This is a genomic window from Phyllobacterium calauticae, from assembly GCF_019991125.1.
Lineage (GTDB): Bacteria > Pseudomonadota > Alphaproteobacteria > Rhizobiales > Rhizobiaceae > Phyllobacterium > Phyllobacterium calauticae.
Genome location: NZ_JAGENB010000002.1, coordinates 466,707 through 487,274, shown reverse-complemented (window position 1 = coordinate 487,274; position 20,568 = coordinate 466,707). Strand labels below are relative to the sequence as shown.

The window sequence follows — 20,568 nt, the reverse complement described above, 5'->3', positions numbered from 1 at the left end:
TCAAAGGCCCTCCGGCGCGCGCAGGATGCGCTTCAGCCGTTTCTTGGCATCGTGGATGTGCCACGAAACCGTGGCTTCGGCGCAATCGAGCACTTCGGCTGCGTGCGCATGATTCAAGCCCTCCCCATAGACCAGCAGGACGGCATCCGCGGTCTTATCAGGCAATGTCTTGACCGCCGCCCACAGGGCGGTGACGTCATCATCCCCGGCATCGGGAGGTGGAGCGTCACTCAGCAGTTCGCGGTGATAGGCCTCGGCCTTGCGCTTTTCACGCACATGGCGGCGCAGGTGATCACGCGCGGCATTCAGCGTCATCCGGTAGAGCCAGGTGCGCAAATGCCCCTCGCCGCGCCATTGCCGGATGGCGCTGCCGAGCTTGATGCAGACATCCTGCGCGATATCCTCCGCATCGTTGCGGTTGCCCGACCAGCGCCAGGCGATGCGGTGGATGAAGTCATAGTTCTGCTCGATCAGGAGCCCGAATGCGCTGCGGTTCCCTGCCCGCGCCTGCGCCACAAGGGTTGAACTATCCGCCGTGTCATCCGTCAAACCGGAAATATCCAAAATGCCTGTCACCCTGTTCATCGCAGCTTTGACGATGCGACGGCGTCAATCCTTGGGTGAAAAAATGCAATCAATCAAAATATTTTTTGGCTGACGTCAGGCCGCGGCAAACGCCGCCATGTGAAAGCGCTGCTGGTCCGCCGTATAGGCGTGTTCACGGCCCACGGGACAGGCCAGCCGGGCAAGACAGCCGCCATCCATGCAAAGCGCGCCTTCCGGCACTGCCAGATGGCTGCGGCAGCGGCCCACAGCGAAGCCCGCACCGTCGAAAGCATCGACCGGACAGGCGTGCAGGCAGGGCTTTTCGATGCAGGTATCGCAGGGATGGTTGTTCAACGGGACAGCGGGAAAACCCATCGCCCTGTCAAACAGCAGCGCACCGCGAAACGCCTGCCAGAGCCCATATTCGGGATGAATCAGCAGCCCCAGCGGCGAGGCGGACAGGCCTTCCGCCCGCTTCGCCCATTGCTGGAAGGGCAGATAGGGCCTGTCCGACGGAAACACCGCCTGCCCGTCCAGTTCGACCGCAACATGCGTCAGCACCGCCTTGGACCATGCATCCAGCGGATCGGGCTGATCGCTGTGCAACTGCCGCCATCGTGTAAAATGCGGCCAGATCGATGAGCCGAAATGGCCGATGAGCACCACGCTGCGCGCTGCAGCGCCGTGGTGCAGGCCGGGCGCGGCCTCATCGGGTCCAAACACGAAACCGCCGCGCGGAACGAGACCATGCGGTTCCAGCGCGGCGGTGATCTGGTCAAGGAACGGATCGGCAAAGATCATCCGGGGCCCGGACCTTTGACAGCAGAGGCCCAGACTTCCTGATGGATCAGATTGGCCACTTTAGCCCGGCCGTCCTCGGGCTTCTTTCAGGTGAATGCGTCGGGCATCGACGCCTTCTTCTTGGCGATGAATTCCTTCAGCGATTCGTCGATGGCCGGATCGAGATAAGGCGCCTCGTAGCTTTCAAGCCAGCGCCGTGCCAGCTCGTTGCCGCGCTGGTCGGCACGTTTTTCGCCTTCGGCCAGCCATTGCTCGTAGGAATTGTTGTCGGCAATGTTCGAGCGGTAGAACGCCGTCTGGAAATTCGCCTGCGTGTGGTCGCAGCCGAGATAATGGCTGCCCGGGCCCACCTGGCGGATCGCGTCCATGGCCTGGCCGTTCTCCGAGAGATCGATGCCTTCGGCGAATTTCTGCGCCATGCCGAGCTGGTCGATATCCATCATGAACTTTTCATAGGAGGACACGAGACCGCCCTCGAGCCAGCCGGCCGAATGCAGCACGAAATTCGTTCCGGCCAGCAGCGTCGAGTTCAGCGTATTGGCGCTTTCATAGGCCGCCTGCGCATCGGAAACCTTTGAGGCGCAAAGCGAACCGCCGGTGCGGAACGGCAGTCCGAGACGCCGTGCCAGCTGTGCCGCGCCGTAGGAGACGAGCGAGGGTTCCGGCGTGCCGAATGTCGGCGCGCCCGACTGCATCGAGATCGACGAGGCAAAGGTGCCGAAAATCACCGGAGCGCCGGGGCGGATGAGCTGGGTGAAGGACGCACCGGCCAGCACTTCCGCCAGAACCTGCGTCAGCGTGCCGGCCACCGTCACCGGGCTCATGGCACCGGCGAGAATGAACGGCGTGACGATGCAGGCCTGATTGTTGCGGGCATAGACCTTCAGCGCGCCGACCATCGTCTCGTCGAAGACCATGGGCGAATTGGCATTGATCAGGCTGGTCAAAACAGTGTTCTGGTCGAGATAGTCCTCGCCGAACACCAGCTTGCACATGGCAATCGTGTCTTCCGCGCGCTCGGGCGCGGTGACCGAGCCCATGAACGGCTTGTCGGAATATTTGATGTGCGCATAGATCATGTCGAGATGGCGCTTGTTGACGGGCACATCGACCGGCTCGCACACGGTTCCGCCGGAATGGTGGATCGACGGCGCCATATAGGCGAGCTTCACGAAATTGTTGAAGTCCTCGATGGTCGCGTAGCGGCGGTTGCCTTCAAGGTCGCGCACGAAGGGCGGACCGTAGACCGGCGCGAACACCGTGGCCTTGCCGCCGATCTGCACGGACCGTTCGGGATTGCGCGCATACTGCGTGTAGACCGAAGGCGCGGTTTTCAAAAGCGACCGGGGAAGCCCCTTGGGGAAATGCACCCGCTCGCCTTTGACATCGGCACCGGCTTCGCGCCAGAGTTGCAGGGCTTCCGCATCGTCGCGGAACTCGATGCCGATCTCTTCAAGCACCGTATCCGCATTGGCTTCGATCAGCGCCAGCCCTTCCTCATCCAGCACTTCATATTCGCGAATCTTGCGCGTGATAAAGGTGAGCGACTTGCCCGGGCCGCCGCCGGAACGGGCGGCACGGCGTGCAGCAGCGCCTGCACCGGCACCGCGCCCGCGGCGTCCGCCGCTTTCTGCAGTGTCCACGGGTGCGTCGGCTGGCGTTTCCTGATTCATTTTCTCTCTCCAGGCGCTTGATGCGCGGATTGGTTCTTCGGTCATGACCTCAACACCCAAATCCTACCCGCGACACATATCGGGGCGTTCCCGTGTGCGTCAAACAATGGCGCATGGAAGACAAACAGACAGTCGTTTTCGTCATTTACGAGGTCGCATTTAAGCAATGCGTTTTCAGCAACTTGCCCGATATGTTAAGGGAATGCCAGTACCGGTACAAAGCTGTGCATAACGCTTGAGAGGAAGAACACCCATGGCCGACGATGAAATCATTCTTTCGGAGCTTTCGGACGACGAACTCGTCGAACAAATGCACGACGATCTGTACGACGGATTGAAGGAAGAAATCGAGGAAGGCACCAATATCCTGCTCGAGCGCGGCTGGGTCCCCTACAGGGTTTTGACCGAAGCGCTCGTCGAAGGCATGCGCATCGTCGGCGAGGATTTCCGCGACGGCATCCTCTTCGTGCCGGAAGTCCTGTTGTCGGCCAATGCGATGAAAGCCGGCATGTTCATCCTGCGCCCTCTCCTTGCCGCCACCGGCGCGCCGAAACAGGGCAAGCTTGTCATCGGCACGGTAAAGGGCGACATTCACGACATCGGCAAGAATCTCGTCGGCATGATGATGGAAGGCGCAGGCTTCGACGTCATTGACCTTGGCATCAACAACCCGGTCGAGAACTATCTCGCCGCCATCGAAGAGCACAAGCCCGACATTCTCGGCATGTCCGCCCTGCTGACGACGACGATGCCCTACATGAAGGTCGTCATCGACACGATGAAGGAAAAGGGCATTCGCGACGATTACGTCGTGCTGGTCGGCGGTGCTCCGCTCAACGAGGAATTCGGCAAGGCCGTCGGCGCCGACGCCTATTGCCGCGATGCGGCCGTCGCGGTGGAAACCGCCAAGGACTACATGAAGCGCAAGCACAATCAGATGTCCGGCGCCTGAACCGGAACAAAACGGCCGCATCCAAATGCGGCCGTTTTTCAAACATAATATGGGTTTGCTGAAATCGGCCTTCTCAGACCTGGGGATCAGTTGGCAGCTTTTACAACCCTGTGACCAGCGGACTGGGTCGCATTCACGGTATTGGCTGTATCTGCACCCATGCCGCGGATGGTGTTGGCGCAGCCGGCAAGAGCGACGACAGCAAGAACAGCGGCAATTGGTACAACGCGTGATAGTTTCATGGACAGGGTCTCCCGTTCTGATAGAATTTAATCAACGTTCGCATAACGCGATGGAGCGAAATCAGTTCCATGAATATGAGCCGGAACTCGAATAATACGCCGGAAAAGGTCCGGGTGATCGCCTGTGGCATGATTGCCCGCGAAATACTGGCCATCCGCGAGCAATTCGGCCTCGATCATATCGAACTGAAATGCCTGCCCGCCGTTTATCACCATTACCCCCAGAAAATCGCCCCATCGGTTGACCGGGCCATTGTACGGGCCAAGGCTGAAGGCATCAAGCGTATCTTCGTCGGCTATGCTGATTGCGGCACCGGCGGCCTGCTCGATCAGGTCTGCGCGAAGCATGGCGTGGAGCGAATCGAGGGGCCGCATTGCTTCTCGTTCTATGTCGGCAACGACGCCTTTGCCTCCCGATGGGAGGACGACATGACGTCGTTTTTCATGACCGACTTCCTTGCCCGGCATTTCCAGGCCTTCATGGTCAAGCCGCTTGGCCTCGACCGGCATCCGGAACTGCGCGACATGTATTTCGGCAATTACACCAAGATGATCTACCTCGCCCAGACCGACGACCCCAAACTCAATGCCAATGCGGAACGGGCGGCGGAATTTCTCGGCCTTGCCTATGAGCGGCGCTTTACCGCCTTTGGCGATCTGGTCCCCGCCCTGATACAAGCGGCGGCACCCGCCGCGCCTTGACGCTTTCCTTTCTGTCCCCAAATCGGCATGTTGCCTCCAACGGAATCGAATACAAAGGACAGTTCCATGGTGTCTCGAAGCCTTTTTGCCGTCATGATCGGCCTGAGCATGCTGACTGCCGCCCATGCGGATGGCGCAATCACCAGGATCATCACCGCGTCTGACAGCAAGCGTCTCGAACAATACGAGCAGACAAAGGCCAAGGCCCTGACGCAGGCCAGGGCGAGCGGGACTGCGGCGGATGTGCGCCTGGTCGATGACCTCTTGAAGCGGCCCGGCCTGCCGTTCAGCCAGGATTTCGACATGACCGGAAACTGGCAGTGCCGGACAATCAAGCTTGGCGGCATGGCCCCGGCACTCGTTGTCTATGGCTGGTTCAAGTGCAGGGTCACCGACGACGGCTCGGGCTGGGCGCTGGAAAAGGTGACGGGCTCGCAGCGCACCAAGGGCCGGTTCTACACCGAAAGCGACACGCGCCTGACCTATCTCGGCACCGGCTATGTCGCGGATCAGAAACCAGTGAAATACGGCGCAGGTCCGAAAACCGACGAAGCCGGTTATGCCTACCGCATCGGCAAGAACGCCTTCCGCATCGAATTCCCGGCACCCTATTACGAATCCCTGCTCAACATCATGGAATTCAAGCGCTGAAGGCGACGCGTGATCGCAATGTCACCCCGGCCATCCATGGGGGCTGGGGTTGAATACAGATATCCCGCTAAAATCCCTGTCGCAAAAGCAACAATGGTGCACGTCGCATTTGAGGGCGCGCACGTCGTGAGATAGCAAGCTTAACCCCTGATTTTCCGGCAAAACGGTCCTCGTTGGAGGATAAAGTGCATGGCCGATCTCATTGTCGTTTATTGGCGGGACATTCCTGCTCAGGTGACCGTCAAAAAGGGACGCCAGGCCGCAAAACGTGAACTTCCTCTTCGATTTACTGAGGCCATCGACATGTGTGCGATGCGCATAGGCGCCAAGGATTCGGACGCCTATCTGGCAGAATGGCGCCGGGGAACACCGGTGCCGGTGAGTGACGATCTGGACGCGGAGGCTGATGCAGCCCTCGCCCGTATCGACAGCGAATATCATCGGGAGCGCCTTGTAGCGCTGGTAAAGGCAGGCGGACATGACAATTCATGAATTGAAAGCAAAGCCAATGACAAAGATCGCAGCATCCATCGAAGTGGCCGCGCGCCAGGCGATTGACTCACAGGACCTGCCGGGTCTGTTTCCGGAAGGGACGCGTGTCTACATCACCGACATGGGCACCGATGGCGTGGACACGCTCACCGCTGCCGCCAAGCGCATTCATGATCTCGGCTACAAGCCCGTACCGCATTTCGCCTCCCGCCGCCTTGGAACACGGGCAGCCCTGGAAACCCGCATCCGCCGCGCCGCTGAAGAAGCAGGGGTGACCGACGTGCTGGTCATCGGCGGCGGCCTCGAACGGCAGGCCGGCGAGTTCTCCTCCACCATGGAAGTGCTGGAAACCGGCTTTTTCGACAAATACGGCATCACCGAGATGGGCGTTGCCGGCCATCCCGAAGGCAGCCCGGAGTTTTCCGAGGCCGTGGCGCTGGAAGCCCTGCGCCTGAAGAAGAATTTCGGCGAGCGCACCGGCGCCCGCCTGCGCGTGGTCACGCAGTTCGGTTTCGACGCCGAGCGTTTCATCCGCTATGCCGAATCCCTGCGCGAACATGGCGTTGATCTGCCCGTACATCTCGGCGTTGCCGGACCGGCCAAGATCACCACGCTGATCAAATATGCCGCCATGTGCGGCGTCGGCAACTCGATCAGCTTCCTGAAGAAGAACGCCCTGTCGCTGACAGCGCTCGCCACCAGCCATTCGCCGGAAGGCGTGGTCGGCCCGATCGAGCAGCACGTCATCAACAGCCCGGCCTCCGCCATCAAGCAGATCCACATTTTCCCGTTCGGCGGCCTGAAGAAGTCCTCCGAATGGCTGGTCGATCGCGGCTCCTGGAATGTCGCATCGGCCCAATACGCATCCGCAGCATCCAACTAAGGATTTCCTGAATGACCCGCACGATCGTTGCCTCGGCGACCAGAGAAATCATCATCGGATTTGACCAGCCCTTCTGCGTGATCGGCGAACGCATCAATCCGACCGGCCGCAAGAAACTCGCGGCCGAGATGGCTGCCGGCATTTTTGATACGGTCATCAAGGATGCGCTGGAACAGGTTGCCGCTGGTGCAACCATGCTTGACGTCAATGCGGGTGTTACCTCTGTCGACCCGAATGCCACGGAACCGGGACTTCTCGTCAAGACACTTGAGATCGTGCAGAATCTCGTCGACATCCCCCTGTCCATCGACAGCTCGGTCACCGCCGCCATTGAAGCCGCACTGAAGGTTGCCAAGGGCCGCCCGCTGGTCAATTCCGTCACCGGCGAAGAGGAAAAGCTGGAAGCCATCCTGCCGCTGATCAAGAAATACAACGTGCCCGTTGTTGCCATCTCGAACGACGAGACCGGTATTTCCATGGACCCGGACGTGCGTTTCGCTGTTGCCAAGAAGATCGTGCAGCGCGCCGCCGATTTCGGTATTCCGGCGCATGACATCGTTGTCGATCCGCTGGTCATGCCCATCGGCGCTCTCGGCGATGCGGGCCGCCAGGTTTTCGCATTGCTGCGCCGCCTGCGCGAGGAACTGAAGGTCAACACCACCTGCGGCCTGTCCAACATCTCGTTCGGCCTGCCGCATCGCCACGGCATCAATGCCGGGTTCATTCCCATGGTGATCGGCGCCGGCATGACATCGGCGATCATGAATCCCTGCCGTCCGCAGGAAATGGAAGCGGTGCACGCCGCCAACGTCCTCAACGGCACCGACGCCAACTGCACCTACTGGATCAAGAAGTATCGCGACCACCAGCCGGCCGCGGCCGGGGCAGCGCCTGCTGTTTCGGTGCCTGCCGACGCCAATGGCGGCGCACGGCGGCGTGGTGGCCGTGAAGCGCGGCGCGGCGCCGCAGGCTGACTGTTTGCACCGGGCCAACGGCTCGGCATAGAAAGGCGGTGGGCGTAAATGCCCCTCGCCTTGAAGTCTTGGAGCATTGATCGTGGACGCACCCGTGAAAGACACTGAAGCATCGGCAAAGGACGCACTTGTCCTGTTCATGCCGTCGGGCAAGCGCGGGCATTTTCCGGTCGGCACGACCGTGCTGGAAGCAGCGCGGACCCTGGGTGTCTATGTGGAAAGCGTGTGCGGCGGGCGCGGCATCTGCGGGCGCTGCCAGATCGACGTGCAGGAAGGCCGTTTTGCCAAGCACGGCATCACCTCCTCCAACGACCACATCTCCGAATTCGGCCCGAAGGAAAAGCGCTATGCCGAAAAGCGTGACCTGAAGGACGGGCGCCGCCTTTCCTGCTCGGCCACCATTCTCGGCGATCTCGTCGTCGACGTGCCGCAGGACGTGCAGGTCAATGCGCAGGTCGTGCGCAAGGATGCCGATACGCGCGTCATCGAGCGCAATCCCGCCGTGCACATGTGCTATGTCGAGGTGGAAGAGCCCGACATGCACAAGCCGCTTGGCGATCTCGATCGCCTGAAAGCCGCGCTGGAAAAGGAATGGGGCATCCGCAATCTCGACGTGGATACCTATCTGCTGCCGCAGATCCAAAAGATCCTGCGCAAGGGCGAATGGTCGGTTACCGCCGCCATCCACCACGACGAGGAAACATCGCGACCGGTGATGATCGGCCTGTGGCCGGGCCTGAAGAACGAAGCCTATGGCATCGCCTGCGACATCGGCTCCACCACCATTGCCATGCACCTGTCGTCCCTGTTGTCGGTGCGCACCATTGCCTCGGCCGGAACGTCCAACCCGCAGATCCGCTTCGGCGAAGACCTGATGAGCCGCGTCTCCTACGTGATGATGAACCCGGACGGCCGCGAAGGCATGACCAATGCGGTGCGCGAAGCCATCAATGATCTGATCGGCAGGGTCTGCGCCGAGGGGAATGTTGCGCGCGAAGACATTCTCGATGCGGTCTTTGTCGGCAATCCGATCATGCACCACCTGTTCCTCGGTATTGACCCCACCGAACTGGGCGGCGCGCCCTTTGCGCTTGCCGTGTCCGGCGCGGTGCATCTGAAAGCCAGTGAAATTGGCCTTGCCATGAACCCCGGCTCGCGGGTCTACATGCTGCCCTGCATCGCCGGCCATGTCGGTGCCGACGCCGCCGCGGCGACGCTCGCGGAAGGCCCGCACCGGCAGGACGAGATGATGCTGCTCGTCGATGTCGGCACCAATGCCGAAATCGTGCTCGGCAACCGCCAGCGCACCGTTGCCGCCTCCTCCCCGACCGGCCCCGCCTTCGAAGGCGCCGAAATTTCCGGCGGCCAGCGCGCTGCGCCCGGTGCCATCGAGCGCGTGCGCATCGATCCGCTGACACTGGAGCCGCGTTTCCGCGTCATCGGTACGGAACAATGGTCGGATGAGCCCGGCTTTGCCGAAGCGGTGCAGGCGAGTGGCATTACTGGGATTTGCGGCTCGGCAATCATCGAAGTCGTCGCTGAAATGTATCTTTCCGGCATTATTTCCGAAGACGGCGTGGTGGATGGCAGTCTGGTCGCCAAATCACCGCGCATCCGGCCAACGGGCCGCACCTTCTCTTACCTCCTGCACGAGGGGTCGCCGACCATCATCATCACGCAGAACGACGTGCGCGCGATCCAGCTTGCCAAGGCCGCGCTTTACGCCGGCGTCAAGCTGCTGATGGACAAGCAGGGCATCGACCATGTCGACCAGATCCGCTTTGCCGGGGCCTTCGGCTCCTTCATCGATCCGAAATATGCCATGGTGCTCGGGCTCATTCCCGATTGCGACCTCGACAAGGTGAAGGCTGTCGGCAATGCGGCGGGCACGGGCGCGCGCATGGCGCTGCTCAACCGCGACTACCGCCGCGAGATCGAAGACACCGTCACCCGCATCGAAAAGATCGAAACAGCGCTGGAGCCAAAGTTCCAGGAGCATTTCGTCTATGCCATGGCCATGCCCAACAAGATCGACCCCTTCCCCAAGCTGTCGCAGGCCGTCACCCTGCCGCCGCGCAAGAATGTCGGTGAGGATGGCCAGGCGGGCGATGCCACGCCGCGCCGCCGCTCGCGCGAGGACAGGGCCGCCCGCCGGTCGCGTGAATAAATCCATTCACTTGAGTTTGCCATGCGGGGAAATTCCGCTATCAACATCCACCATGATTGATTCCGGACCTGTTTTCCCATGATTGCCTGCTTTGACATCGGTGGCTCGGCCATCAAGGGTGCAATGGCCTATGCGCCCGAAGACATACGGCCCCTGCCCAAAGTGCCGACGCCCCTGCATAATTTCGACGCCTTTGCCGGTGCCATCGAAAAAATAGCGGCGGATGGCGGCGCCGATCCGAAATCGCTGATCTCGATTTCCATCGCCGGGGTGGTCGACGCCGACAGCGGCAGGATCACCTGCGCCAATATTCCCTGCATCCATAACCGTCCGCTGGTAAAGGACCTCAGCGAGAAACTCGGCCGTCCGGTGCTTGTCGCCAATGATGCCGACTGCTTTGCCCTGTCGGAAGCCGTTGTCGGCGCGGGACGCGGCCACCGCGTGGTGTTCGGCATCATTCTCGGTACCGGGGTTGGCGGCGGCCTTGTCATCAACGGCAAAATCCATGAAGGCGCTGGCGGCTTTGCCGGGGAATGGGGCCATGGGCCGATTTCCGCGACCTGGGCCGGCAATCCGCCGATTGCCATTCCGCGCTATGCCTGCGGCTGCGGTCAGGTGGGCTGTGTCGACGCGGTGGGTGCTGCGCGCGGCATGGAGCGGCTGCATGCCCATATCCACGGTGTCGACCTGCCGAGCACCGAAATCATCGCTGCCTGGAACAAGGGCGACGCGGCGGCGGAGCGTACCATCGACTGCTATATCGACATTGTCAGCGGCCCTCTGGCCATGACGCTCAATGTTCTCGGCGCATCGGTTGTACCCGTCGGCGGCGGCCTCGCCAATGCCGTTCCGCTGATCGAGCGGCTGGACCGGGCGGTGCGTGACCGCATCCTGTGGAAGACCGGCAAGCCGCTGGTCATCCCCGGGCAGCTGAAAATCGAACCCGGCCTGATCGGTGCAGGCGTTCTCGGATTGATGGGCGAAACACGATGAGCGGCATTCTCCTGGAAGTCTGCGTCGATGATTCCAACGGCCTTGCCGCTGCCATAACAGGCGGCGCCGACCGGGTGGAGCTGTGCTCGGCGCTGGAACTCGGCGGATTGACGCCAACACCGGGCCTGATCGGCCAGGCGATTGCTTCGCCCATTCCGATCTATGCGATGATCCGCCCGCGCCCCGGCAATTTCGTTTTCGGTGAAGCCGATATCGATGCCATGTTGCGGGAAATCGACATGATCCGCAGTGCAGGCCTTGCCGGCGTCGTTCTCGGTGCGAACCACGCCAATGGCAGCCTCGACCATGCCACGCTGGAACGCCTGATGCGCAATTGCGACGGGCTGGGCGTGACGCTGCACCGGGCCTTCGATCTCGTGCCGGACCTTGGCGAAGCCGTTGAAACCGCAGTCGGACTGGGTTTTGAACGCATTCTCACTTCCGGCCGGATGCCGACCTCGGCGCAGGGAATCGGCGATCTGGAAACGACCTTCGCTTTCGCCGCCGGGCGGATCAAGATCATGCCCGGCTCCGGCGTGAATATCGGCAATGCGGACGCACTCCTGCAGCGCATTCCGTTCCGGGAAATCCATTCGTCCTGCGCGGTTCCAGCAGAACCGGTCAGCGCCGCCGCGCAGCGGCTCGGTTTCGAAACCGCCACGCAGAAACGCACCAGTGTTGAGCTGGTCAAGGCGTTGAAAGCATTTTGCCTGACGCGTTGAGGTGTTGGGATGAAATGACACCCCCCTCTGGGCTTCCGCCCATCTCCCCCACAAGGGGGGAGATCACATCGACATCAACGCTTTTGCCAACTTTGCAATGTTTCAGAACTGATCGAAACAGTAGTAAAGGCTGATCTCCCCCCTTGTGGGGGAGATGCCCGGCAGGGCAGAGGGGGGTGAAAATATCACCGCCTTAAAGCTTGCCCGTCCGCTCATAACCCTCAAAATACACCCGGAGATGCTGCGCGACGGCTTTGACATGTGCGCCCGCATTCTTGGCCACCAGCATGCCGAGTTTCGATTCGCCCAGCGGCGGCAGGCCATGTTCTGCGCCGAGCTCGACCATATTGTCCTCGAGCAGGAATTTTGAAAAAGGCGCCACGGCCAGATCAGCCACGATGGCGGCGCGCTGCCCCATCGTATGGGCGCTCATATAGGCGACGCGATAGTCCCTGCCCGCGCTTTCCAGCGCGCTGATGGCATTGGCACGCCAGATGCAGCCTTCTTCCCACATCGACAGGGGCAAGGGATTGCGCTCATGCGCCGTACCGCATTTCGCCCCGGCCCAGATGATATCCTCGGTCATCAGCACTTCGACCTCATCGAGCTTCGCCAGCGTTTCATTGACATTGACCAGCGTCACATCCAGCCTTTGCTCGTCGAGCCGCTTGCGCAGGCTGTTGCTCTGGTCGATGACCACATCGACCGTCACGTCCGGGTGCGATTCGGCAAAGCGCTTGAGCACAAAGGGCAGCACCTTTTCGCCGATATCGTCGGGCGCACCGAGGCGGACAACGCCTGATACCGTCGGGGTAATGAATTTTGCCACGGTTTCGCGGTTGAGCGCCAGCATGCGGCGGGCGTAGCCCAGCAAAAGTTCACCGCTTGGCGTCAGTTTGACCGACCGCGCATCGCGCTCAAGCAGGACATGACCCAGCGTCTCTTCCAGCTTCTTGATCTGCATGGACACCGCCGAGGGCGTGCGGAACACCGCATTGGCCGCGCTGGAAAAGCTGCCGGTTTCGGCAATCATGGCAAAGGTACGCAACACATCGAGATCGAGGATCGGTATGGGATGCTGCATCGGTGCTGACATTGCGGCGTCTCCTTCATCAATTTTTCTGAACCATAGTGTTCTGTAATTTCGTTTGATTGAACATCAACTTGCGCAGATAGTCAAGATCACAGAACGGGCAGGCCGCAGAAAACGGCCACCTGAAGCAAAAGGAGCAACAAAATGAGTGCCTGCAATGACCATTACCTCGAACATCGGGCCAGCTTGAGCGAACGTCTGTTCGCCGCCGTAAGCCGCACGGCCGGAACCGTGGCATCAATCGCAGAAGCCTCGCGCAACACCATTGTCCGGCAGCGGCGTCTGCGGGCGACGGAAGCCGCGCTGGACAGCCTGCCGGAAAATATCCGTTTCGATATTGGCTGGCCGGACCTCTATGAACGTCAGGTTGGCGGGTCCAGCGACCTCAATCACACACGTCAATAAATCATGAGAATACAAGTGTAAGGGAGCAGGCCGGGCCACGTCTGCTCCCTTTCCCATGCTGCCTGCCTGCGCTTTTGCGACACAGGCAGACACCCTTCCCTTTAGAATAATTCTATGGTTCTATCTGTAAAAAAGCTTAAGAGACCACGCCTGTAATTTGAAGACTCTACTTCAGGTGCGACATGGCCTCGTAGTAAAAAACGGGAACCTAGAGACATCATGAACCAGACGGGCCTCAACAAGCGGTCTTTTGTTTTCTTCCTCGTGCCGAACTTTTCGATGATCGCCTTTGCGACGGCCATCGAACCGCTCCGCATTGCCAATCGCATGCTCGGCTACGAGGCCTATCGCTGGCGCCTGGCGTCGGTGGACGGCAAGCCCGTCACCGCATCCAACGGCGTCGAATGCGCTGCCAATTCCTCGCTTGAGGATGAACGCCGCTTCCTGACCGGCGAAGACCGCCCCTCCATGGTGTTCGTCTGCTCCGGCGTGCATGTGGAAAAATTCCAGAACAAGTCGGTCTATGCCTGGCTGCGCGAAGAGTTCAACCGCGGCGTGGCCGTCGGCGGCCTGTGCACCGGCGCGCATATCCTCGCTGCTGCCGGGCTGCTCTCCGGCAAGCGCTGTGCGATCCATTGGGAAAACCTGCCCGGTTTTGCCGAAGCGTTTCCGAAGGCCGATGTCTATGCCGACCTCTTCGAAGTCGACGGCAACATCTATACCTGCGCCGGCGGTACTGCGGCCCTCGACATGATGCTGAAGCTGATCGGCGACGATTTCGGCGACAACATTGTCAACCGCGTCTGCGAACAGGCGCTGACTGACCGGGTCCGCAGCCCGCATGACCGCCAGCGCCTTCCCTTGCGCGCCCGCCTCGGTGTGCAGAATTCCAAAGTGCTGACCATCATCGAACTGATGGAGGCTCGGCTTTCCGAACCGCTGTCGCTGATCGAGATTGCCGACCATGTCGGCCTGTCGCGCCGCCAGATCGAGCGCCTGTTCCGCCAGGAAATGGGCCGGTCACCGGCGCGCTACTATCTGGAAATCCGGCTCGACCGTGCCCGCCACCTGCTGATCCAGTCGTCGATGCCCATCGTTGAAGTCGCGGTTGCCTGCGGGTTCGTGTCGGCCTCGCATTTTTCCAAATGCTACCGCGAGCTCTACGGCCGCTCGCCGCAGCAGGAACGGGCCGACCGCAAGCAGTTGATGGCCGCTTAAGCCAGTCGGGATAGACTGCAACTCTGCCGAGCGTGCAACGCACAACCAAAAGAAATGGCGCCCGTTCAGGCGCCATTTTCATTTCTCCATGCAAGCGGAACTGCTTTATGCTCTCAGGCGCTCGTTCTCCGTATCGAACGGCGCTTCCGGAATGACCGTCGCCTTGTGTGTCTTGCCGAGGATCTTGATCTCCAGCTGCGTGCCCAGCGCCGAATAATCGGGCTTGACCATGGCAAGCGCCAGGCTCTTGCCCAGACGCCAGCCATACCCACCATGCGTCGCACGGCCGATGAGCTGGCCATTGGCGTAGATCGGCTCGCTGCCGCGCGCATCCACATCCGACATGCCGGGCACATGGACTTCGAGTGTCACGAAATTCCACTTCAGGCCATCCTCGCGGGCCTTCACAACGGCATCACGGCCGATGAAATCACCCTTGTTGGGATGGACGAAACGGTCGAGGCCGCTTTCGAAAGCATTGTATTCGATCGACAGTTCGCGCGGGATCAGGCGATAGGACTTTTCCACCGCCATCGCCGTCATCGCACGGATGCCGAACGGCTTGATGCCGAATTCCGCACCGGCTTCGAGCAGCAGGTCATAAATGGTGTTCTGCTGTTCGATCGGATGATGCAGTTCCCAGCCGAGTTCGCCGACAAAGTTGACACGCAGCGCATGCGCCGTTGCCGTACCAACACTGATTTCCTTGCCCGACAGCCAGGGGAAGGCTTCGTTGGACAGGTCCGCACGGGTGATTTTCTGCAGGACGTCGCGGCTCTTGGGGCCCGCAAGCACCAGCACGCCATACATCTGCGTGATCGGGCGAAGGGCTACCGAGCCGTCCGCTGGCAGCAGCTTGACGAGATAATCATGGTCATGGTTCTCGTAGGCACCGGCGGATACCAGATAGAACTTGCCGGGCGCCCACTCATAGACCGTGAATTCGGAGCGCACGCCGCCCTGCTTGGTCAGGAGATGGCACAGCGCAATGCGGCCCTGCTTCTTGGGAATGCGGTTTGCCAGAATGGAATCGAGCCATTCGCGCGCGCCGGGCCCTGTTACTTCCATCTTGGCGAAGGCCGACATGTCGAGCAGGCCGACATTGCTGGTGACGTTCTTGATCTCGTTGCCGACATGTTCAAAGTAGTTCGAACGATGGAAGGACCAGAGTTCCTTCACCTTGCCGTCCTTGTCCGGCTTCGGATGGTTGTGGTTGAGCAGCACATCCGGCTTGTCCAACTTGGCGACCTCGAAGCCATAGCCCTGCGGCGCGAACCAGTTGGCGCGCTCCCAGCCATAGACGGTGCCAAACACGGCGCCGAGTGCCTTCTGGCGGTCATAGGACGGCGAACGCTTGAGCGGGCGGGCGGCGCCGCGCTCTTCATCCGGGTAGTGCACCGAGAACACCTCGGCATAGGCTTCCTCGTTCTTTTCCTTCAGGTAGCCTTCGGTCGCATAGGGGCCGAAGCGGCGCGGATCGACGCCCATCATGTCGATGGAGGGTTCGCCCTCGACAATCCATTCGGCCAGCTGCCAGCCGGCGCCGCCAGCGGCGGTAACGCCGAAGGAATGGCCTTCATTGAGCCAGAAATTCTTCAGGCGCGGCGCAGGTCCGATGATGGGCGAACCATCCGGCGTATAGGCGATGGCGCCGTTATAGACCTTCTTGATGCCGACTTCGCCAAACGCCGGAACGCGGGCAATGGCGGTTTCGATATAGGGTTCGAGCCGGTCGAGATCCTCCTGGAACAGCTCGTATTCGCTGGCATCGGACGGGCCGTCGACATAGCAGACAGGCGCGCCTTTTTCATATGGTCCGAGCAGCAGGCCGCCGTTTTCCTCACGCATGTACCAGGACGAATCGCTCTCGCGCAGCACGCCCATCTCCGGCAGGCCCTTGGCCTTGCGCTCGAGAATGGCCGGATGCGGCTCGGTGACGATGTACTGGTGCTCTACGGGGATGACCGGCACGTCGAGGCCGACCATCTTGCCGGTCTTGCGGGCAAAATTGCCGGTTGCCGAGACGACGTGTTCGGCGGTGATGTCGCCCTTGTCAGTCTTGACGAGCCACTCGCCCGAGGGCAGCTGCTCGATGCCGAGAACCGTGGTGTAGCGATAGATGGTTGCGCCACGATCGCGTGCGCCCTTGGCGAGCGCCTGGGTCAGGTCGGCCGGCTGGATATAGCCGTCTTCCGGATGCTGGATGGCGCCGAGAACGCCGTCCATTTCCGCCAGCGGCCAGATTTCCTTGACCTGTTCCGGCGTCAAAAGCTTGACCGGCACGCCGATCGTCTCGGCGACACCGGCATAGTACATATATTCGTCCCAGCGGTCCTTGGTGCGGGCGAGACGGATGTTGCTGCAATTGGTGAAGCCGACATTCATGCCGGTTTCCTGTTGCAGTTCCTGATAGAATTTCACGGAGTATTTGTGAATCTGGCCGACGGAATAGCTCATGTTGAACAGCGGCAGCAGCCCGGCCGCATGCCATGTCGAACCGGAGGTGAGTTCCTTGCGCTCGATGAGCACGACATCGCTCCAGCCCTTCTTGGCCAGATGATAGAGTGTCGACACACCCACCACACCACCGCCGATCACAACTACACGCGCTTGGGTCTTCATTTCAATCTATCCTCTGATATCAATCGGTGGTCAGGCGGCACGCGCCATTTTCTGCACTATGCCGTTCGCACTGTCCATTGCTAAGGCCTGTTTGCGACATGGCCAAAACATGCCGCGACGCGCGGCAAACTGGCTGCGGTTTGTGCGAATTTCCGATCAAGGCAATGGAATGACTTGGCGTAGCGCGCATGGGAGCGACACCCTAAAAACGAACAGGCCCGAACTGTTTTGCACAGTCCGGGCCTTTATCTCAGCAATCGGCGGTGGCCGGGTTACTTGATCGAAACCTTGCCGCCCTTGATTTCTATGGTTTCCGCACCGGTCAGGGCTTCGCGGTCACCATTGGGAAAGGTGACGAAACAGCCGCCGCTGCAAAATTCAACCGTGTCTCCGGCTGCAACCTGCAGCTGGGTCTTGCTTGACCCTTCGGTCACGACGATGGTCTGAGCGCTGGCGTCGCTGTTCTTCAGGCTGGCAGCAAATGCGGGTCCGGCCAGAATAGTGCTCGTAAGAATGACAACTGCAAACTTGTTCATATCACCCCGGTGCTTCCACCGCCCCTGTTGCCTCGGGCTCAACCGGCCCTTTTCGACACCAGTTATAACGGGGTGAAACTGAACGGCAACTGAACGCCCCGTTATTTTTCCGTGATTTAGACGAAAGTGGGGCACTAGCCCCGCACACCGCTTCTCAGGTCTTGGTCGTCTTCTTCACCGGTGCTTTCAGCTCCGCCTTCACCCGCTCGGTGATCATCTGCACGATCGCATCCGCGTCATCGAGGTGGATATTGACGTCGCGCTGCGGGAACGGAATTTCGATCCCCTCCTCGGCAAACCGATCGACCAGCGCAAAGCGGATTTCATTCTGCACGGTGCCGGAATTCGACAGGTCAGCCAGATGCACCCGCATCTCGAAATCCATTCTGGAATCGCCCAGCGCCTTGAACTGCACGAAAGGCTCCGGATTTTTCAGGACAAGCGGATGGCTGCGGGCAATGTCCATCAGGATGGCATGCACGCGGCGCGGATCGACCTTGTAGGAAACGCCAATGGGAATTTCGACGCGCCCCAGCTTGTTGCGGTGGGTCCAGTTGCCGACATTGCCGTTGATGAAGGACGAGTTGGGAATGATGATCGACTGGCGCTGGAAGGTTTCCACCTCGGTCGCGCGCACGCTGATCTTCTTGACAATGCCGCCGACGCCGCTGGTTTCGATCCAGTCGCCGACCTTGAAGGGACGCTCGGCGAGCAGGATCAGGCCGGAGACGAAGTTGGAGACGATCGCCTGCATGCCGAAACCGATACCGAGCGACAGACCGCCGGCCACCAGCGCGAGGCTGGAGAGATTGATGCCCGCCGCCGAGATGCCGATGAGCCCGGCCATGCCGAGGCCGAGATAGCCGACCGCCGTGCGGATCGAGTTGCGCACGCCCGAATCCAGCTTGCCGCGCGCCATCACCCGCACATCCAGCCAGCCCTGGAACCAGCGTGTGAAGAAGTAGAACAGCGCGAACAGCAGGATCCCGACGGCAATGGCCACCAGCGAAATCGTCACCGAACCGATCTGGAAACCGGTGGCTATGGTGAGGAACCAGACGGTCATCTCGCTCCACTGGAAGCCCCAGAGCAGCAGGATCACCGGAATGCCGAGGAGAAGCACGAAAATATTGATGATGATGCTGGCGATCAGGCCAAGCTGATCGAGTGTCGAGTCATCAATGCCGAAGCGCGTCTGCACCGTGCTGCCGAGCACCGTGCCGCCCAATGCATTCTCGTCGGCCACCGCGCGCGCCGTGAGGAAACCCAGATACATCGTCACGAGCACGGCGCCATTGATGACGATCTGCTGCGAGACGAAACGGGCAAAACCGATATAGCCCAGCAACGCTGCGATGATCGGAATGAGGCCGATGGCATAAAGGAACAGCCGCAGCGGCCTTGGCCAGCGCCGGGCTTCGCCGGTCTCCTCGTTCTCCAGGGGTTTCAGAAACGCCATGGCGAGGATCAGCAGCCCGACCAGAACCGTTGCAAACAGGCTCTTGGCCACCGTCAGCGACAGGGGTGAGGATGCAATCTGGTTGACCGTATTGGCGAGATAATCGAGCCCCGTGATCGTCGCCGTGGCCGTGACCAGAACCATGAGAATGCGGCCCGGACGCGGTGCAACGCGCACCAGACGCCAGTTGGGCGCGCCCGGGCAAATGACGGCCTGGGCCAGGGCATGCACGAAATAGACGATGCCGATCACCGAAAACAGCGTGTAGATCAGCGACGCGATATCCGGGCGCAGCACATTGAAATAGCCGAGGAAAAAGTAGGTCGTGGCCAGAAACACGCCGACGGTCAGCGACCGCATCAGGGTCGACCAGAAGGCAACAGCCAGACGGCTCAGATAGGAGGGCTCTTCAACCGCCGGATCGCGCAGATAGAGATGCCCCAGCAACCGCTGGCCGCCGATGAGAAGCACCAGGGCGGTTATCGCGGCAAAGAAGGCGGCAGCCAGCAGGGACTGCCATTTGAACGTGATGACGAAGCGCCACCAGGACGAAATGAGCTGGTTCATCGTGCCCATTTCCCGGCCATAGGCTTCGATGACTTCGCTGCCGAGGGAATAGTTGATGTCGACGCGCTGCGACAATGTATTGGCAAAAAGCTCGCGCCGGGCATCGCCGATCGCATCGATCATCTTGTTGACTTCGAGCAGCTGGTCTTCGGTTTCGCCGAGAACCGCGTTGATCTCCGCCTTTTCCGTCGTCAGGCGGGTGCGTTCATCCGTGACGATCTTCGCTTCGGCCGGCTGCCCCTGCGCGGGCGGTGCGCCCAGCTGTTCCAGGCGGGCATTGATCTCGGTGATGCGCGGCCGGAACGAAACGCCGATATCCAGCAGTTTCTTGGCGCTCGCTTCCAGATCGAGGCGCAGATTGGCAAGCGCCGCGTCGGCATCGGCCTTCTGCTTGAATTTCTGTTCATAGGTCGAGATCTGCTTCTTCAGCGCGTCGATGGCCGGGCGCTGTTCGGCGACGATGTTCGATTTGACGGCGGGGGCAGGCGCTGGCGCTGGCGCCACGGGTGCCGGCTCCGCTGCGGCGGGCGCAGGCTCCGGTGCCGGGGCTGGTGCGGGCGATGTGGCTGCCGGCGCTTGCGCCGGGGTCTGCGCCAGAGCCAGTTGCACCGGGGCCGCCAGAAACAGAACGGCGGCAATCGTCAGAAGAATCTGCCGAAGGAAAGATGAGATCACGGGTTCAGATCCATTTATGAACAGTTTGCTTCGTCGATTTGCCCGTTCATGTCGGCACAATCAAGGCACTTTCTGCTTTCATTCTCGCGACTGGTCGGCTTGTTGACAGTGCTCGCCGCTATCGTGATGACCATTCCAGCAATGCGACAGTAGCATAATGTTGGGGTAATCATGCATCGTCACACCTGCGGCAGG

19 protein-coding genes are annotated in these 20,568 nt (G+C 60.7%); 11 read left to right on the top strand and 8 right to left on the bottom strand.

The features are described 5' to 3' along the window. The 3 genes from J1W56_RS08275 to J1W56_RS08265 all read right to left on the bottom strand — a co-directional run bounded on the left by J1W56_RS08275 (position 1) and on the right by J1W56_RS08265 (position 3,020). Complete coding sequence (locus J1W56_RS08275) at positions 1-576, bottom strand: RNA polymerase sigma factor (RefSeq protein ID WP_223612827.1); 576 nt, start codon at positions 574-576, stop codon at positions 1-3. 84 nt (positions 577-660) lie between these two features. Then, on the bottom strand, positions 661-1,347 hold the full coding sequence (locus J1W56_RS08270) for a 4Fe-4S dicluster domain-containing protein (protein WP_223612826.1): 687 nt from the start codon (positions 1,345-1,347) through the stop codon (positions 661-663). 86 nt (positions 1,348-1,433) lie between these two features. Then, positions 1,434-3,020 (bottom strand): trimethylamine methyltransferase family protein, encoded by a 1,587-nt coding sequence (locus J1W56_RS08265; RefSeq protein WP_223612825.1) that lies wholly within the window; start codon positions 3,018-3,020, stop codon positions 1,434-1,436. A 253-nt stretch (positions 3,021-3,273) separates the two neighbouring features. Here J1W56_RS08265 and J1W56_RS08260 point away from each other — a divergent pair, with 253 nt between their 5' ends. Next, the gene (locus J1W56_RS08260) at positions 3,274-3,972 is read left to right on the top strand and encodes a corrinoid protein (protein WP_091877729.1); all 699 of its coding nucleotides are present in this window, start codon (positions 3,274-3,276) and stop codon (positions 3,970-3,972) included. Positions 3,973-4,058: 86 nt separating this feature from the next. Here the strand turns inward: J1W56_RS08260 and J1W56_RS08255 are convergent, their stop codons facing one another. Further along, the gene (locus J1W56_RS08255; protein WP_223612824.1) at positions 4,059-4,214 is read right to left on the bottom strand and encodes an entericidin domain-containing protein; all 156 of its coding nucleotides are present in this window, start codon (positions 4,212-4,214) and stop codon (positions 4,059-4,061) included. A 69-nt stretch (positions 4,215-4,283) separates the two neighbouring features. Between J1W56_RS08255 and J1W56_RS08250 the strand changes: the two genes are divergently transcribed. The 8 genes from J1W56_RS08250 to J1W56_RS08215 all read left to right on the top strand — a co-directional run bounded on the left by J1W56_RS08250 (position 4,284) and on the right by J1W56_RS08215 (position 11,798). Continuing rightward, on the top strand, positions 4,284-4,916 hold the full coding sequence (locus J1W56_RS08250) for a DUF1638 domain-containing protein (RefSeq protein ID WP_223612823.1): 633 nt from the start codon (positions 4,284-4,286) through the stop codon (positions 4,914-4,916). A gap of 66 nt (positions 4,917-4,982) precedes the next feature. Further along, positions 4,983-5,567, top strand: a complete 585-nt coding sequence (locus tag J1W56_RS08245) for a DUF4893 domain-containing protein (protein ID WP_223612822.1) — start codon at positions 4,983-4,985, stop codon at positions 5,565-5,567. Between the two features lie 189 nt (positions 5,568-5,756). Beyond that, a complete protein-coding gene (locus J1W56_RS08240) occupies positions 5,757-6,059 on the top strand; it encodes a virulence factor (RefSeq protein ID WP_105732287.1) in 303 nt (100 codons plus the stop codon). Positions 6,060-6,075: 16 nt separating this feature from the next. Then, positions 6,076-6,942, top strand: coding sequence for a methylenetetrahydrofolate reductase (locus J1W56_RS08235; protein WP_223612821.1), 867 nt, complete (start codon positions 6,076-6,078; stop codon positions 6,940-6,942). Positions 6,943-6,953: 11 nt separating this feature from the next. Next, on the top strand, positions 6,954-7,916 hold the full coding sequence (locus tag J1W56_RS08230) for a methyltetrahydrofolate cobalamin methyltransferase (protein WP_223612820.1): 963 nt from the start codon (positions 6,954-6,956) through the stop codon (positions 7,914-7,916). Between the two features lie 139 nt (positions 7,917-8,055). After that, positions 8,056-10,083 (top strand): ASKHA domain-containing protein, encoded by a 2,028-nt coding sequence (locus J1W56_RS08225; protein ID WP_223613465.1) that lies wholly within the window; start codon positions 8,056-8,058, stop codon positions 10,081-10,083. Positions 10,084-10,161: 78 nt separating this feature from the next. After that, the gene (locus tag J1W56_RS08220; protein WP_223612819.1) at positions 10,162-11,076 is read left to right on the top strand and encodes an ROK family protein; all 915 of its coding nucleotides are present in this window, start codon (positions 10,162-10,164) and stop codon (positions 11,074-11,076) included. Then, positions 11,073-11,798 carry a copper homeostasis protein CutC gene (locus J1W56_RS08215; RefSeq protein ID WP_223612818.1) on the top strand — a complete coding sequence of 242 codons (726 nt, stop codon included), beginning with the start codon at positions 11,073-11,075 and terminating at the stop codon, positions 11,796-11,798. Before J1W56_RS08220 ends, J1W56_RS08215 begins: the two co-directional genes overlap by 4 nt. A gap of 193 nt (positions 11,799-11,991) precedes the next feature. Here the strand turns inward: J1W56_RS08215 and J1W56_RS08210 are convergent, their stop codons facing one another. Further along, positions 11,992-12,894, bottom strand: a complete 903-nt coding sequence (locus J1W56_RS08210) for a LysR family transcriptional regulator (RefSeq protein WP_223612817.1) — start codon at positions 12,892-12,894, stop codon at positions 11,992-11,994. 141 nt (positions 12,895-13,035) lie between these two features. Here J1W56_RS08210 and J1W56_RS08205 point away from each other — a divergent pair, with 141 nt between their 5' ends. Further along, a complete protein-coding gene (locus J1W56_RS08205) occupies positions 13,036-13,296 on the top strand; it encodes a cytochrome c oxidase assembly factor 1 family protein (RefSeq protein WP_223612816.1) in 261 nt (86 codons plus the stop codon). Positions 13,297-13,515: 219 nt separating this feature from the next. After that, positions 13,516-14,514 (top strand): GlxA family transcriptional regulator, encoded by a 999-nt coding sequence (locus tag J1W56_RS08200; RefSeq protein ID WP_105732279.1) that lies wholly within the window; start codon positions 13,516-13,518, stop codon positions 14,512-14,514. A 105-nt stretch (positions 14,515-14,619) separates the two neighbouring features. Here the strand turns inward: J1W56_RS08200 and J1W56_RS08195 are convergent, their stop codons facing one another. The 3 genes from J1W56_RS08195 to J1W56_RS08185 all read right to left on the bottom strand — a co-directional run bounded on the left by J1W56_RS08195 (position 14,620) and on the right by J1W56_RS08185 (position 20,373). Then, positions 14,620-17,136 carry a GcvT family protein gene (locus J1W56_RS08195; protein ID WP_223612815.1) on the bottom strand — a complete coding sequence of 839 codons (2,517 nt, stop codon included), beginning with the start codon at positions 17,134-17,136 and terminating at the stop codon, positions 14,620-14,622. 272 nt (positions 17,137-17,408) lie between these two features. Beyond that, a complete protein-coding gene (locus tag J1W56_RS08190; protein WP_223612814.1) occupies positions 17,409-17,672 on the bottom strand; it encodes a hypothetical protein in 264 nt (87 codons plus the stop codon). 154 nt (positions 17,673-17,826) lie between these two features. Further along, positions 17,827-20,373: a mechanosensitive ion channel family protein gene (locus J1W56_RS08185; RefSeq protein ID WP_223612813.1), complete on the bottom strand. Its 2,547-nt coding sequence runs from the start codon at positions 20,371-20,373 to the stop codon at positions 17,827-17,829. Positions 20,374-20,568: the final 195 nt, after the last annotated feature.

Excerpts from the sequence above, each read along its gene's own strand:
- J1W56_RS08270 (WP_223612826.1), bottom strand. The coding sequence starts at position 1,347 with ATGATCTTTGCCGATCCGTTCCTTGACCAGATCACCGCCGCGCTGGAA.
- J1W56_RS08260 (WP_091877729.1), top strand. The coding sequence starts at position 3,274 with ATGGCCGACGATGAAATCATTCTTTCGGAGCTTTCGGACGACGAACTC.
- J1W56_RS08200 (WP_105732279.1), top strand. The coding sequence starts at position 13,516 with ATGAACCAGACGGGCCTCAACAAGCGGTCTTTTGTTTTCTTCCTCGTG.
- J1W56_RS08215 (WP_223612818.1), top strand. The coding sequence starts at position 11,073 with ATGAGCGGCATTCTCCTGGAAGTCTGCGTCGATGATTCCAACGGCCTT.
- J1W56_RS08190 (WP_223612814.1), bottom strand. The coding sequence starts at position 17,672 with ATGAACAAGTTTGCAGTTGTCATTCTTACGAGCACTATTCTGGCCGGA.
- J1W56_RS08225 (WP_223613465.1), top strand. The coding sequence starts at position 8,056 with ATGCCGTCGGGCAAGCGCGGGCATTTTCCGGTCGGCACGACCGTGCTG.
- J1W56_RS08195 (WP_223612815.1), bottom strand. The coding sequence starts at position 17,136 with ATGAAGACCCAAGCGCGTGTAGTTGTGATCGGCGGTGGTGTGGTGGGT.
- J1W56_RS08220 (WP_223612819.1), top strand. The coding sequence starts at position 10,162 with ATGATTGCCTGCTTTGACATCGGTGGCTCGGCCATCAAGGGTGCAATG.
- J1W56_RS08265 (WP_223612825.1), bottom strand. The coding sequence starts at position 3,020 with ATGAATCAGGAAACGCCAGCCGACGCACCCGTGGACACTGCAGAAAGC.
- J1W56_RS08245 (WP_223612822.1), top strand. The coding sequence starts at position 4,983 with ATGGTGTCTCGAAGCCTTTTTGCCGTCATGATCGGCCTGAGCATGCTG.
- J1W56_RS08210 (WP_223612817.1), bottom strand. The coding sequence starts at position 12,894 with ATGTCAGCACCGATGCAGCATCCCATACCGATCCTCGATCTCGATGTG.
- J1W56_RS08205 (WP_223612816.1), top strand. The coding sequence starts at position 13,036 with ATGAGTGCCTGCAATGACCATTACCTCGAACATCGGGCCAGCTTGAGC.
- J1W56_RS08230 (WP_223612820.1), top strand. The coding sequence starts at position 6,954 with ATGACCCGCACGATCGTTGCCTCGGCGACCAGAGAAATCATCATCGGA.
- J1W56_RS08250 (WP_223612823.1), top strand. The coding sequence starts at position 4,284 with ATGAATATGAGCCGGAACTCGAATAATACGCCGGAAAAGGTCCGGGTG.
- J1W56_RS08235 (WP_223612821.1), top strand. The coding sequence starts at position 6,076 with ATGACAAAGATCGCAGCATCCATCGAAGTGGCCGCGCGCCAGGCGATT.
- J1W56_RS08255 (WP_223612824.1), bottom strand. The coding sequence starts at position 4,214 with ATGAAACTATCACGCGTTGTACCAATTGCCGCTGTTCTTGCTGTCGTC.
- J1W56_RS08240 (WP_105732287.1), top strand. The coding sequence starts at position 5,757 with ATGGCCGATCTCATTGTCGTTTATTGGCGGGACATTCCTGCTCAGGTG.